Below are 13,865 nucleotides of genomic sequence, written 5' to 3' on the forward strand. Positions count from 1 at the left end.
CAGAAAAAGCCCGTTGCGCGGCACGAGATTGACCAATCGCCGGAACGCCTGTTTGATTTGATCCAGATCATCGTAAATGTCGCCGTGATCAAATTCGATGTTGTTGACGATCAGCGTGTGCGGCAAATAATGAAAAAATTTCGCCGCTTTGTCAAAAAATGCGGTGTCGTATTCATCGCCTTCCACGACAAAAAGATCGCTTTCGCCCAGCTTGTAGCCCTGATTGAAATTTTTCGGAATGCCGCCAATCATAAACGACGGATCCTTTCCCGCAGCTTCCAGCAACCACGCCGAGAGAGAGCTGGTTGTGGTTTTCCCGTGCGTGCCGCTGACCACGATGGAACGTTTGCCCTGAATGAAAAATATTTTCAAGGCTTCAGCCGAAGACAGATAGGGAATTTTTTTCTCCAGCACAGCTTCTACCTCGGGATTGCCGCGCGACATGGCATTGCCGACAATGACCAGATCTGGCGCAGGCTCAAGATGTTTTTCGTCAAAACCGTCAAAAACAGGAATTCCTTGTCCCGCTAAAAATGTGCTCATGGGCGGATAAACGTGGCTGTCAGAGCCGTACACGTGAAACCCTTTGGCTTTCAGCATGGCGCCCAAAGATCCCATCGCCGTACCGCAAATGGCAATCATGTAAATATTTTTAATTTCTTTATCAAAAATCATCTTCAATTTCCGGCTGCGTTCAATAAAATTTCCACTAAATCTTGTTCGATTGTTTCTGTGGGCGTTTCGATGATTCTGCCAATTTCTTTGCCGTTTTTCAGCACGACAAAAGTGGGGACGTATTCGACAGCAAATTTCTCACCCATGCCCAGGGAATCTTTTTTCGCGCGATCCAATCCGAAAAGTTCGTACTGAAAATGGGGGTTGTGCGCCGAGCTCATGACCTTTAAAAATCGCGGCACTTCCCGGCGGCTGTCCGGGCACCACGTTCCCAGTAGGATTGTCACAGTAATATCTTGACTAAAATTTTTTAAAAATCCAATTGCTGCCGAGTCCGGCTGATAATTTTCCAGTTCTGTTTTCATGGCGGGGATTTTGGAAAACATTTCTTCCACATTGATACGATTCGTCATGATGGGATAAGTTGCTTTTTTCACCGCCTCTTGTTTTTTCTCACAAGAAACAACAAATAATAACAGAAGCAATCCCAGCGCAAGAATTTTTTTCGGCATAATTTTCCCTCTGTTTTGGATTAATGAAATTTTTAAGGGGACACTTTTTTAATTCCGACCATTTCAAAAACTTGCTTAATTTTCGGTGCGGTTTTCGGCATTTCTATTTCAGCCTCACATTGTTCAAGTTCATGAACTCGCCGGCGCACTTCTTCAAACTCTTCCAGCAAACGTAGGGCAGTTTTGCTAATGCACGCCAAATAGCTTTTCATGAAATGGCGCACATAAAATTCCGGCAAAAAATCAAACTCGCCGTCTTCAAATTTTTTCAAAAAATCACGATTAATTTTCGTCCTATCTGCAATTTCTTCCAAAGAAATATTTTTTCCCAAACGCGCTTCTCTCATCTTTGCGCCAAGCTGCTTGAATTCATCCTGTTCCACGATAGACTTCCTCCCATGAATTTACTCCCGCCAGCAGCCCTGAGATGAGTGTTTCTCATAAAAAAGGCCTGTTGTGAACTAAACTTAGCGACTTCAGAAACATTAACAATAAATGAAATAATTTGAAAACTGATCCAACCCAACTCTACATAACTATTTACGAGATAGAACCCATTTTAAAAATTGATTTTTTTAAATCTCCACAACCTCTTCCAAAATTCGCTGCCCAATTTTAGGCTTTAAAGCCTTTTTCATTACCAAATCAACTTTAACTCCCAATAAATCAGAGAGGTAATTTTTAAAATTTACAAAAGTAAACAAATCGATTGGCTTTTCAAATTCGACCAGAATGTCGAGATCACTATTTTCATTCTGCTCATTTTTCACAAATGAGCCAAAAATTCCAATTTTAGCCACAGCATATTCTGATATCAATTCATCCTTATGCTCTGCCAAAATTTTTCTTAAGCTTTCTAATTTCTTCATAATTTTTCTAACAATTTTTTAATGTAAGGTTCTATTTGTGGAATTTTTTGAGTAACTGTCAACCAAATTGTTTCCCGATCTATTCCAAAATAATCATGAATTAAAATATCCCGCATCCCTGCCATTTCTTTCCAGGGAATTTCACTATGCTCTTCCCTTATTTCATTTGGGATGTTTTTAGTAGCTTCTCCAATAATTTCCAATGCCCTAATGACAGCGAAAACAGTCTTATCATCTTCAGAGAATTGGCTAAAAGGCAGATTTGCAATGAAGTCCTGCGTTTTCACCATTGCAGCATAAATATCTTTTAGATAATCTTCAAATTGTCTTTTCATATTCTTTCAAACAAACCATATTGTCGTATTTTTTACTAATATGAATGACCAGTTGAAAAAATTTCTTGTAAATGTTACGTTTAAAGACATTGTAGGGGACGCATATATGCGTCCTCTACCACCTAATTTCAATAAAAATGGTGAATCATAAAATTTAACTGGTAATTGGTATTACTAGTCGAGAAAAAATATCACCTGATTATCTCTAGCAAAACATTTATTCCAGATTCACCATTAATTCTCTCACCATCAGATAAACCATCGACACCGGCAAGCCTACGACGTTGTAGTAGCAGCCGCGTATTTCTTCCACAAACACCGCCGCGTCATCCTGGATGCCATAGGAACCCGCTTTGTCGAACGGTTTGTTGCTGCGAATGTAAGCATCAATTTCCCAATCGCTCAGTTCGCGGAATTTCACCTCCGTCACCGAGACATCAGATAGCACGCGATTTTCCGGTCGTTTGATCGCACAGACGCCGGTCATAACCTGATGCGACTTGCCGCTGAGCATTTGCAGCATCGTCCGGCTTTCCTGCGCGTCGGCTGGTTTACCCAGAATTTTTTTGTCAACAACGACGACAGAATCCGCCCCGAGGATAATTCCCGCATCAATTTGACGGCTAATTTTTTCCGCTTTTCGCCGCGCCAATTCTTTGACGGCATCTTCGGGAAGCTGGCCCTCAGGGACGTCCTCGTTCTCGTCACTGGCGCGGCTCTCAAAATGCGTCACTATTTTCTTCAGCAATTGAATGCGCCGCGGAGATCGTGATGCTAAAACAATACGTTTGTTTTCCGTGTTTAATATTGCCATGTAACCAATCGAGTTGAATAAAAAGCGCCCGCCAGCCGCCGAAACAAAAGCGTGCGAGCTATTTGCATTACAATTATATAGCCAATTTTTTTTTGAAAATCAAGAAAAATTTAGACGTTGAATTCCGGCTGGCTATAGTGAAACCAACTTTCCAGCGCTAACTCTCGATCCCAGCGCGCGCCTTGACGCCTTTTTGGTAGTAATGTTTGACTTCCTTCATTTCCGTCACCAAATCGGCCAAAGCAATAAATTTCTGCGGCGCCTTTCTTCCGGTGAGAATTAGCTCAACATTTTCCGGCTTTTCCGAGATAAACTTCAGCAAATCTTTCTCCGTGATCAATTGAAAATAAAGCGCCATGAAGATTTCGTCAAGAATCACAATGTCATATTTGCCGGAGTCGAGTGCCTGGCGCGATGCCTCAAGTCCTTCCTGCGCCATGCGGACATCCTCTTCCGTGGCCTGATCCACATGGACAAATGTCGCTTTGCCGAATTGGTGAATGGTAATTTGCGGAATATTTTTCACGGAATGCAGTTCCCCGTAATCCTGCCCTTTCATAAATTGAGCGATGAAAACATTTAGCCCTTTGCCGGCAGCCCGCAGCGCCAAACCCAGAGCGGCGGTTGTTTTCCCTTTCCCGTCGCCGGTGTAAATCTGCACATAGCCTTTTTCCAAAATTTCGACCCTTATTTCTCTTCAAAAATGCAAACTCAATTCATCGGTCTTTTGCTACAAAAATCACTGCGTCCCTAAAAAATATCTCAGCGTCACACCAAAAGTAAGATACCAGTCATCACGATAAATCTTTTTGTGCAGTTCAGCCGCGGAATCCGCTTTCGGCGTGGTCAGAGTCTCGCCCCAAGTGTGCAGATAAAGCACATTGGCGGTCAATCCGACCAATACGTTTTCGCTGAACGCATCCGTAAACACGCCAAATTCAAACAAGCCTCCCGGCCCGTGACGCCGACGCGGTCCTTTTATTTCGCCGTAGTAAGGATGATCCAGCCGCGTGCGAAACCAGTAATATGCCACGCCAGCGCCCACATATCCGGCGAGTTGGGAATGAAGCTGAAAGCGAAGCCTCGTCGTCAAAGGGAATCCATAGACATTAACTGTTTCCTGCTGCAAATAAGAAGAATAAGTGTAATAATCATAAAAACTCACCCACTCCGGATCGTGGGGCGAAGAATTGCCGAAATCAAACGACAGGTGAGCTATCTCCCAATTTTGATTCAACTGATAGCCAATGCCGGCGCGTAAGGAAAATCCGGACAGTACGTCGTGGCGCGTTTCCGCCATTGGCGCACGAATACCGAACATAAATTCAGTGGTGAATTTGTGCGGCTGCTCAAAATTACGGCTTTGCCCCAAAATGACCACAGGAAAAATGATGAACATTGCCGCCGAAAAAATCAAAAATCGTCTCATGCTTGCTCCTTAAAAAATACACCATAGTAGAAATTTTCATCTGCTATTAGTTTAATGTCATTCAAATAGTCGAGTTCCCACTCGCCGGATTCGGGCTACCCCTCTTTTTTTCTAATTCAAAAAATTACAATCATGACTATTTCAATATATTATCAAAAAACTTGAATTGCAAGAAATATTTGAAAAATATTGGTCATCGAACATGAATCACCGACATTTGTTATCAGCAATTGGTGATTTTGCTAGCGTCTCTTTTTTTATTTTCAATGAAAAAGGCAGCTTCTCTTTTTTTTAAGGAAAGCTGCCTTTGTTGATCATTTTTTTATTATTTCAGATCATCCGCATTCGGAATAGCCGCAGGAACGGCACACGGAACAACCGCTTTCATATTCAATCTGGCCGCCGCATTCCGGGCAAGCGCCAAATGATTTGATCTTCTCCGCAGCGCTATTTTTGTTATTCAAATAAAAACCAATCGCTTTGGCAATCGCATCAGCACAGGACGTAACTTTATTTTTGCCGAATCCGAACGGTTTATGGCAGTTGATTCCGATGAGCTCTTTTTGAACTTCCAACGGCTCCACTCCGCTGCGCAAAGCCAGCGAAATCAGACGCCCGATAGCTTCCGCCTGACTCGCGGCGCAGCCGCCGGCTTTTCCGATAGTGCTGAAAACTTCAAATAATCCCTGTTCGTTTTCATTGATCGTCACGTACATTGAGCCGCAGCCGGTGCGCATGCGAATTGTTTTTCCGGTCAAAACCTCGGGCCGGCTCTGCACTTGAACGGGCTGATCCGGCGCAGCCTTCTTTATCTTTCCCACATTTAAAACCTGCTGTTCGCGGCTGCCGTCGCGATAAATAGTAACGCCTTTGCAATTCAATTGGTACGCCAACTCGTAAACTTCCTTCACATCGTCAACTGTCGCATGGTTGGCAAAATTCACGGTTTTGGACACGGCATTATCTGTGTATTTCTGAAACGCGGCCTGCATTCGAATATGCCATTGCGGCGAAATATCATGCGCCGCAACGAAAATGCGCCTGACGGCTTCGGGAATCTCATCGATGCGTTGAATGCTCCCTTCCTCTGCCACGCGGTTCATGATTTCATCGGAATAAAAACCATTCTCCCTGGCGATTTTTTCGAACAAGGGATGCACTTCGAGCAGGCGGTCGTTATCCATTACATTGCGCCAGAATGTCAGCGCAAAAAGCGGCTCCACGCCCGAAGAGCAACCAGCGATAATGCTGATGGTTCCTGTCGGAGCAATGGTAGTCCTTGTCGCATTGCGCAATCGAGGACCATTTTCCCTGTAAATGCTCTTTTCGAAATTGGGAAAAACGCCGCGCATTTGAGCTAATTCGACGGACATTTGATCGGCTTCGTCGGAAATAAAGCTCATTACTTTTTCAGCGATGGCAATGCCTTCTTCGCTATTGTAAGGAATTTTCAATTGAAGCAGCAAATCCGCAAAGCCCATGACGCCCAGCCCGATTTTCCGGTTGCCGCGCGTCATTTCGGCAATTTCCGGCAGCGGGAATTTGTTCTTGTCGATGACATTGTCCAGAAAATGAATCGCCAGACGCACTGTTTCCCGGAGACGGTCAAAATCGATGCCGCCGTCGGAAACGAATCTTGCCAAATTAATCGAGCCCAGGTTGCAGCTTTCATAGGGCAAAAGCGGCTGTTCGCCGCACGGATTGGTGGATTCAATTTCGCCGATTCCCGGCGTTGGATTGTCACTATTGATTTGATCGAGGAAAACAATTCCCGGCTCCCCGTTTTTCCATGCCATTTCGACAATTTTGTCAAATACTTCTCTGGCTTTGAGCTTTCCTGCAGGCTGATCATTTCTCGGGTTGATCAATTGATACTCCTCGTCATTTTTGAGCGCCGCCATGAAAGCTTCGGTCAACCCGACGGAAATATTGAAATTGTTCAGCCGATCGTTTTCCGCCTTGGCAGTGATAAATTCTAAAATATCGGGATGATCCACGCGCAGCACCGCCATATTAGCGCCGCGACGCGTACCGCCTTGTTTGATCGCTTCAGTCGCCGCGTCAAACACCGTCATAAATGAAATAGGGCCGCTGGACACGCCTTTGGTGGACTGAACAATGTCTTTATTCGGTCGAATCCGTGAAAAGGAAAAGCCGGTGCCGCCGCCGCTTTTGTGAATCAGCGCCGTATTTTTCACGGTCTCAAAAATGCTATCCATGGAATCGTCCACCGGAAGCACAAAACAGGCGGACAACTGCCCCAATCTTCGGCCGGCGTTCATTAATGTCGGCGAATTGGGAATAAACTCCAGTGTCGCCATCATGCGATAAAATTTTTCAGATGTGTCCCGGACATCTGCTTGCGGATTGTAAACCAGATCTGCCGAAGCAATAAAATTTGCAACTCTCCGGAAAAGCTGTTCCGGTGCCTCAATCACGTTGCCCTGTTCATCTTTTAACAAATAACGACGCTTCAGAACGGTCAACGCATTTTCTGTCAGTGCGATCGTGGGAAGCGGCTCCTTTGCCGGCGCTTGATCCGGACTCTCGCGATCCTGAGGCGGCGCTTCCGTCACCAAATTGCTGGATTCAATTTCAGTAATTTCCGCGGACATGGCTTCCCTTGCCGCAATATCCGCGAACAAATTTAACGTGCGGGAATCTTTCGATACTGTGGCTGACATACTACCCCTCATTCCTTGCTAATATTAATTATTTTTTGCGATTTCGACAAATCAATGTGACCAAAAAGCAAAAATAATATACAATTCTCTGACATTAATGTCAAGAACTTTTTCCATTTTTTACAATATTTTGTGTCTTTTTTTTATCCTCATACCATATATTGTGTTCCCAGAAGCTCAATAAATTTTCTAAAGTTAACATTAATTTGACGCTGATCCGGAAAATTTCCTTGACTTGTTATTAAATTATCTGTATATTAGATTTCCAAAGAAAAGAAAAATTAATAGGTTGCGTTGTGAAATTGTCGTTTTTATTGTTTAAACAACAACTTTATTTTTTTCAATTAGTTAGCAATGTTTTAAAATATTTAATTTTGCCGTTTTTCCACCAGAAGACGAGGATATTTTTTTAGATTGAGTGCCGACACAGACAGTAAATTTATTCGCGAAGCTTTGAATTTAGCCCGAAAAGGAAAAGGGAAGGTTCAGCCGAATCCGCTTGTCGGATCAGTCATAGTAAAAAATGGCGAAATTATCGGGAAAGGTTACCATGCGTGCTTCGGGAAAGAACACGCAGAAGTTGCCGCCATCCGTGACGCCGGCGAAAATACCCGCGGCGCAACGTTGTACGTAAATCTGGAGCCCTGCTGCCATCACGGAAAAACGCCTCCCTGCACTGACGCCATCATCCGTGCCGGAATCAAACGCGTCGTCGTGGGCATGGTTGACCCCAATCCGTTGGTCAACATGCAGGGAATCGAAACGCTGCGTCAGGCCGGCATTGACGTGACTTACGGCGTTGAAAAAGAGGCCTGTGAAAATTTGAATCGCACATTCGTTAAGTACATCAAACAAAAGTTGCCTTACGTAACATTGAAAATAGCGCAAACATTGGACGGACGAATCGCCACGCGGACAGGCCATTCGCAATGGATCACTTCCGAACCGGCGCGGAGACTGGCACACCGACTCAGAGCCGACAACGACGCCATTATCATCGGCATCGGCACGGCGCTGGCGGACGATCCGAAATTGACCGTGCGCATGGTTCACGGAAAAAATCCGCTGAGAGTCATCGTGGACAGCCGGTTAAGAACGCCTTTGGCAAGCAAAATATTGAACGACGCCCAAACGCATCAAACAATTTTGGCGACGATCTCTGACGACGCAGAAAAGACGAAAGCAATCAAATCCACCGGCGCCCACGTCTGGCGCTTTGACGCCGACGACTGCGGCAAGGTGCCGCTGAAAGGGCTGTTAGAGAAGATCGCCCAGGCGCGCATGAGCTCTGTTCTGATTGAGGGCGGCGCTGAGCTGGCAACTTCGTTTTTGAAATTGCAGCTTGTCGACCGGCTCGTTGTTGCTCTGGCACCGAAAATTTTGGGCCAAGGAAAAGAAGCGATTGCGGATTTGGACATTCTCTCCGTAGATGACAGTTTGCAACTAAAAAATTGGAAATTAACAAAGCTGGGGCCTGACATTGTCGTTGACGGCGAAATCATCTATCCCGGCAAAAAGAATCAAACTGATTAAAAGAGATGTTTACCGGATTAATAGAAGAAATCGGCACAGTTCGCTCAATTCAATCGGCAGCAGGGAAAAAAATTTTTGAAATTTCCGCGTCTCGCGTGCTGGAAGATTTGCAGGTAGACCACAGCATTGCGGTAAACGGCGTTTGTTTGACCGTGACCCGCCTCAAACCGGATGCTTTTTTCGTCGATGCCGTCGAGGAAACGCTCAATCGTTCCACGCTGCGCGGCCTGAAAGAAAACGACGCCGTCAATCTGGAACGCGCCATGCGGCTTTCCGACAGATTGGGAGGCCACATTGTCCAAGGCCACGTGGACGGCGTCGGAAAAATCATTCGCATCAATCAAAACGGCGGCCAATCCAGCCTGATCGTCGAAATTCCGGAAAATTTGGAAAAATACGCTATTGGCAAAGGTTCCGTCGCCATAAACGGAGTCAGTTTGACCATTGCCGCCAAAGACGGCAATCGACTGCAAATCGCCGTGATTCCGCACACCTGGCAAAGCACTACATTTCAGTTCAATCATACCGGCGACGCAGTCAATATCGAAGTTGATTTTTTTGCCAAATATATTGAACAATTTTTTTCCCAAGCGAGTAAAACTAAAATTACAGAGAATTGGCTTAAGGAACAGGGATTTGATTGATTGTTTGAAAATTAACCGACCCTTTGAAAGGGTCCGGCTTGACAAATTTTGACATTTGAGACCAAAGAAAAGATGACTAAATTTAATACTATTGAAGAAGCCATCGAAGATTTCCGCGATGGAAAAATTTTGATCGTCGTTGACGACGAAGACCGGGAAAATGAGGGCGATTTTATCATGGCGGCGACGAAGATCTCGCCGGAGAGTGTCAATTTTATGGCGACCTACGGCAGAGGATTGATTTGCGTTCCGCTGACGCAGGAGCGTCTAACCGAGTTGGAATTGGAGGCCATGGTCCAGAAAAATACCGCTCACCACGGCACACAATTCACGGTTTCCGTGGACGCCAAGAAAAATACAACCACCGGAATTTCTGCCCACGACAGAGCGATTACAATCAAAACGCTGGTTGATGGCGAAGCCAAGCCGTCGGATCTCGCCCGACCGGGACACATTTTTCCCATCAAAGCCGAAGCAGGCGGAGTATTGAGCCGCGCCGGGCACACTGAAGCGGTTGTTGACCTGGCTCGTCTGGCAGGATTGTACCCGGCCGGCGTTTTGTGCGAAATCATGGACGATGACGGGAGCATGGCGCGCGTGCCCAAATTGATGAAAATCGCCAAACAGCACAACTTGAAAATCATCACTATCCGCGATTTGATCGAATACCGCCGACGCAAAGACAAACTGGTCACGCGTAGGGCGGTGGCAAATTTCCCGACAAAATTCGGACATTTTAAGCTCTATCTTTACGAAAGCGCTGTTGACGAACACCACCACTTGGCAATTGTCAAAGGCGATGTCAACACCGAGGAGCCGATCGTCGTACGCGTACATTCTCAATGCCTCACCGGAGATATTTTAGGATCGCTGCGCTGCGATTGTGGGGATCAGTTGCACCATGCACTGCGAATGATCGAGAAAGAAGGGCGCGGCGTTGTGCTTTACATGCGCCAGGAAGGCCGCGGCATCGGGCTGGCAAACAAAATTCTGGCGTATGAACTTCAGGATGAAGGGCTGGACACAGTGGAAGCGAATGAAAAGCTGGGATTTAAAGCGGATTTGAGAAATTACGGCATCGGCGCCCAGATTCTGGTTGATTTGGGAGTGAGAAATATTCGGCTACTGACCAATAACCCCAAAAAAATTGTCGGACTACAGGGCTATGGTTTGAATATTGTGGAGCGGCTTCCCATCGAAATTCAGCCCAATGCGGTAAATGCCTTTTACCTGGAGACCAAGCGCGACAAATTAGGCCATCTGATTTTGAACGGAGAAAAATGCCAAACGCCGGACACGCTTGACAAATAAAAATTTCGTTCTGTTTTGTTCAGCGCAGAGAGACGGAAGACGCCGAGAAAAAAATATTTTTCTTTGTGCCTTTTTGTCTGGGGATTTCATCTGAAAATGGCCTGTTTTATAAAAAAAAACGAACAGCCAAAACAAAGATTGAAAAATTTAATTCGCCAACATAAATTCCCGGAGGAATTATGCCGAAAATAATTGAAGGAAAATTTATTGGGAAAGATAAAAAAATTGGCATCGTTGTCAGCAGATTCAACGAATTCATTTCCAAAAAACTGTTAGAAGGCGCGCTGGATTGCCTGAGTCGTCACCAGACAAACGACAATGACATCGACATTGCCTGGGTGCCGGGATCGTTTGAAATTCCCCTGGCGGCGCAGAAAATGGCGCAGTCAAAAAAATACGACGCCGTTATCTGCCTCGGCGCGCTGATCCGCGGCGCTACGCCTCATTTCAATTACATCGCCGCTGAAGTAACCAAAGGCATCGCACAGGTGAATTTGCAGACAGGCGTTCCCACTGTTTACGGCGTAATTACCGCGGACACCATCGAACAGGCCATTGAACGCGCCGGAACAAAAGCCGGCAACAAAGGCTGGGACGCTGCCATGACGGCGCTGGAGATGGCTGAATTGGTGACGGAAATTGACAAGAAATAGTTAGGAGCTCAAAGTTCAGAATTTTGCACAGACAATTTGGGTAAAAATTCAAATAGGGCATTCTAACTCCGAAAGGTGTAACTCAAAACCCGAAACTAAAAAAGTGACTTCAAAATATGAAAATAAAAACAATTCTATTGCTCATTGCACTGACGATTTCACAATTATTCGGCGCTGTGGGAGACTGGATCACGTTTACGAATCAATCTGACATTCGCGATATGGCTGTGGACAGCGAAGCCATCTGGTGCGTGACAAATGGCGGCGTGTTTCGATTTGACCTGGCTGACAGCGCATTTCAACAATTTTATAATACAAACGGTTTATCGGCGCTCGACGCGCAAGCAATTACTATCGACGGGAAAGGCGCTGTCTGGGTCGGATTTTCCGACGGCTGGCTCAACTGTTACCACCCGGAAACAGGCGCCTGGGTTCAATTCGACGATTACCTGGGACATCAGATCAACGATCTCACGGTTTTGGGCGATTCGCTGTTAGTTGCCCTGGACATCGGCATCAGTTTGTATGACATTCAACGCCAAGAAGTGAAGGAGACATACAAAAATCTGGGCTCACAAATTCCCGTGGAGACGCCTGTCGTGTCCCTTCTTCTCAATGGAAAAGAAATCTGGGCCGCGACAGAATATGGCATCGCTCAATCGAGTTTTGACTTAGCGAATTTAATGGCACCGGAAAGCTGGACAAACTACACCATGAATCACGGACTGCCGTCCAATATGGTTCATTCCATCGAAGCAACAAATAACGCCATTTTCGCAGCGACAGATGCGGGAGTGGCCAAAAAAGAACAAAATAATTGGATTGAGATGAATACCGGGCTGCCGAGCGAGAACGTTCTTGATTTGGCCTCTTTTTCGGACACGCTTTTTGCTCTCGCTGAAGGTTATGTTTACCAGTGGGATTCATCGGCGCAGTCCTGGCACTTAGCATCACCCTACATTTACAAGCCGGTTAAACTGGTATTTTCCGGCGACGGCACGCTCTGGGTGGGACGCCAAAAAACCACTGCTTCCGGCGGGCTTGGCCGCTTTAATAAGCAGACGAATCAATGGACGGAATTTTATCCCCCCGGGCCGCCGGGGAACGATATTTCCTGTTTGAAAATCGACCAGAACGGAATTCTCTGGTGCGGTTCCCTCACGGACGGCGTATTTAAATACGACGACAAAAATAGCAATGTCCGCCAGCGCTGGCAGCAATTTACCACCAACGACGGGCTTGCCAAAAATGTGATTGAGGCAATTGCTGTCGATTACCTTAACCGAAAATGGGTGGCAACCCGAGGCGGCGGCGTCTCCATCATCGACGACAAAGATTCACTCACGTCAATTACAACATTCTCCACCAATGTCTTTTCGGGAATTAGCTCGGATCCGAATTATATTTTGATCACAGATTTGAAACAAGATCGCTACAACAACATGTGGATTCTCAACCTCGAACCGGCAAACAACAACGTCGTGGCTGTCTATTCAGCATTGCAACAATGGCAGTATTTTTCCCGACAGGAAGGTTTTCTCAGCGGCGACGTCCGCGCGCTCGACTTTGATCAATATGGCCGCGTCTGGGTCGCCAGCGACGGCGGCGTGAATGTTATTGACTACAACAACACACTCACGGACAAATCCGATGACGACCTATCTGGCACTTTGACAACAGTTGACGGTCTGGAAGCTAATAAAGTCAAAGATATCGCAATCGACCAGGATAACATCGCCTGGATCGCCACTGAAGACGGTTTAAATTATTGGGCGCAGGGGAATGTTTACTACCAGGGCGGCCTGATTAGCAACAACATTAACGTAGTCGAAGTCGATATCCGAAACAACAAATGGTTTGGCACCACCGGCGGCGTGAGTGTACTCGCTCCGGACGGCATTACCTTCACTCACTACACAACGGAAAACAGTCCGTTGGTGAGCGACAACATAACCGCTTTTGCATTTGACGAAGAAACCGGTCGCGTTTACATCGGCTCAACAGAAGGATTGTCCTGTCTCGTGACGCCGTTTTCTAAACCCAGAGAAAATCTGAACGACATTAAAGCAGGGCCCAATCCATTTTTTCCGCCCAAAGATGCGGTATTTTCCATTGCCAATCTGACCGACGACGTCGATATTCGCATCATGACCGAGAACGGCGCTGTTGTCAGAACCATTTCCAAAGATGAAATTTTAGGCGCGCAAGCGCTATGGGATGGCAAGAACGATCAGGGGAAATATGTCGCCAGCGGCGTCTATCTGTTTGTGATTTTCAACAAAGAGAGCGGCATAAATCGCATTGGCAAGGTGGCGGTAATTCGTTAAATTGGGTTGGCCTACATTTTTGCATTTAATTTTTTGACTAATTTCTCCCCAAAACCGGACACACATTTTTTATTTTGTA

At 45.9% G+C, this 13,865-nt stretch carries 14 protein-coding genes; 5 read left to right on the top strand and 9 right to left on the bottom strand.

Annotated elements, in window-relative coordinates; all coding sequences use genetic code 11:
* From GXO74_02415 to GXO74_02455, 9 genes are all read right to left on the bottom strand, one after another.
* On the bottom strand, nucleotides 1-675 hold a 675-nt coding region (locus GXO74_02415), incomplete at its 3' end, for a UDP-N-acetylmuramate:L-alanyl-gamma-D-glutamyl-meso-diaminopimelate ligase (GenBank protein NOZ60512.1).
* Between the two features lie 2 nt (nucleotides 676-677).
* A complete protein-coding gene (locus tag GXO74_02420; GenBank protein NOZ60513.1) occupies nucleotides 678-1,187 on the bottom strand; it encodes a thioredoxin family protein in 510 nt (169 codons plus the stop codon).
* Nucleotides 1,188-1,219: 32 nt separating this feature from the next.
* Nucleotides 1,220-1,570, bottom strand: a complete 351-nt coding sequence (locus tag GXO74_02425; protein NOZ60514.1) for a hypothetical protein — start codon at nucleotides 1,568-1,570, stop codon at nucleotides 1,220-1,222.
* A 192-nt stretch (nucleotides 1,571-1,762) separates the two neighbouring features.
* Complete coding sequence (locus GXO74_02430; protein ID NOZ60515.1) at nucleotides 1,763-2,056, bottom strand: nucleotidyltransferase family protein; 294 nt, start codon at nucleotides 2,054-2,056, stop codon at nucleotides 1,763-1,765.
* A complete protein-coding gene (locus tag GXO74_02435) occupies nucleotides 2,053-2,391 on the bottom strand; it encodes a DUF86 domain-containing protein (protein NOZ60516.1) in 339 nt (112 codons plus the stop codon). Before GXO74_02435 ends, GXO74_02430 begins: the two co-directional genes overlap by 4 nt.
* 217 nt (nucleotides 2,392-2,608) lie before the next feature.
* Complete coding sequence (gene maf, locus GXO74_02440; protein NOZ60517.1) at nucleotides 2,609-3,205, bottom strand: septum formation protein Maf; 597 nt, start codon at nucleotides 3,203-3,205, stop codon at nucleotides 2,609-2,611.
* A 157-nt stretch (nucleotides 3,206-3,362) separates the two neighbouring features.
* The gene (locus GXO74_02445; protein ID NOZ60518.1) at nucleotides 3,363-3,881 is read right to left on the bottom strand and encodes a cob(I)yrinic acid a,c-diamide adenosyltransferase; all 519 of its coding nucleotides are present in this window, start codon (nucleotides 3,879-3,881) and stop codon (nucleotides 3,363-3,365) included.
* 63 nt (nucleotides 3,882-3,944) lie between these two features.
* Nucleotides 3,945-4,634, bottom strand: coding sequence for a hypothetical protein (locus GXO74_02450; protein NOZ60519.1), 690 nt, complete (start codon nucleotides 4,632-4,634; stop codon nucleotides 3,945-3,947).
* A gap of 335 nt (nucleotides 4,635-4,969) precedes the next feature.
* Entirely contained in the window at nucleotides 4,970-7,249 is a 2,280-nt protein-coding gene (locus GXO74_02455) for a vitamin B12-dependent ribonucleotide reductase (protein NOZ60520.1), read from the bottom strand.
* Nucleotides 7,250-7,732: 483 nt separating this feature from the next.
* Between GXO74_02455 and ribD the strand changes: the two genes are divergently transcribed.
* The 5 genes from ribD to GXO74_02480 all read left to right on the top strand — a co-directional run bounded on the left by ribD (nucleotide 7,733) and on the right by GXO74_02480 (nucleotide 13,786).
* Nucleotides 7,733-8,851, top strand: a complete 1,119-nt coding sequence (gene ribD, locus GXO74_02460) for a bifunctional diaminohydroxyphosphoribosylaminopyrimidine deaminase/5-amino-6-(5-phosphoribosylamino)uracil reductase RibD (GenBank protein NOZ60521.1) — start codon at nucleotides 7,733-7,735, stop codon at nucleotides 8,849-8,851.
* Between the two features lie 5 nt (nucleotides 8,852-8,856).
* Nucleotides 8,857-9,495 carry a riboflavin synthase gene (locus GXO74_02465; protein ID NOZ60522.1) on the top strand — a complete coding sequence of 213 codons (639 nt, stop codon included), beginning with the start codon at nucleotides 8,857-8,859 and terminating at the stop codon, nucleotides 9,493-9,495.
* Nucleotides 9,496-9,567: 72 nt separating this feature from the next.
* Nucleotides 9,568-10,806 carry a bifunctional 3,4-dihydroxy-2-butanone-4-phosphate synthase/GTP cyclohydrolase II gene (locus GXO74_02470; protein NOZ60523.1) on the top strand — a complete coding sequence of 413 codons (1,239 nt, stop codon included), beginning with the start codon at nucleotides 9,568-9,570 and terminating at the stop codon, nucleotides 10,804-10,806.
* Between the two features lie 179 nt (nucleotides 10,807-10,985).
* Nucleotides 10,986-11,459, top strand: coding sequence for a 6,7-dimethyl-8-ribityllumazine synthase (locus tag GXO74_02475; protein ID NOZ60524.1), 474 nt, complete (start codon nucleotides 10,986-10,988; stop codon nucleotides 11,457-11,459).
* Between the two features lie 116 nt (nucleotides 11,460-11,575).
* Entirely contained in the window at nucleotides 11,576-13,786 is a 2,211-nt protein-coding gene (locus GXO74_02480; protein ID NOZ60525.1) for a hypothetical protein, read from the top strand.
* The last annotated feature ends 79 nt before the right edge of the window (nucleotides 13,787-13,865 follow it).

It is taken from the genome of Calditrichota bacterium (assembly GCA_013152715.1).
Classification (GTDB): domain Bacteria; phylum Zhuqueibacterota; class Zhuqueibacteria; order Thermofontimicrobiales; family Thermofontimicrobiaceae; genus 4484-87.

Coding starts and splice junctions, on each gene's coding strand:
- GXO74_02420 (NOZ60513.1), bottom strand. CDS start 1,187: ATGCCGAAAAAAATTCTTGCGCTGGGATTGCTTCTGTTATTATTTGTT.
- GXO74_02430 (NOZ60515.1), bottom strand. CDS start 2,056: ATGAAGAAATTAGAAAGCTTAAGAAAAATTTTGGCAGAGCATAAGGAT.
- GXO74_02435 (NOZ60516.1), bottom strand. CDS start 2,391: ATGAAAAGACAATTTGAAGATTATCTAAAAGATATTTATGCTGCAATG.
- maf (NOZ60517.1), bottom strand. CDS start 3,205: ATGGCAATATTAAACACGGAAAACAAACGTATTGTTTTAGCATCACGA.
- GXO74_02450 (NOZ60519.1), bottom strand. CDS start 4,634: ATGAGACGATTTTTGATTTTTTCGGCGGCAATGTTCATCATTTTTCCT.
- GXO74_02455 (NOZ60520.1), bottom strand. CDS start 7,249: ATGTCCGCGGAAATTACTGAAATTGAATCCAGCAATTTGGTGACGGAA.
- GXO74_02465 (NOZ60522.1), top strand. CDS start 8,857: ATGTTTACCGGATTAATAGAAGAAATCGGCACAGTTCGCTCAATTCAA.
- GXO74_02470 (NOZ60523.1), top strand. CDS start 9,568: ATGACTAAATTTAATACTATTGAAGAAGCCATCGAAGATTTCCGCGAT.
- GXO74_02475 (NOZ60524.1), top strand. CDS start 10,986: ATGCCGAAAATAATTGAAGGAAAATTTATTGGGAAAGATAAAAAAATT.
- GXO74_02480 (NOZ60525.1), top strand. CDS start 11,576: ATGAAAATAAAAACAATTCTATTGCTCATTGCACTGACGATTTCACAA.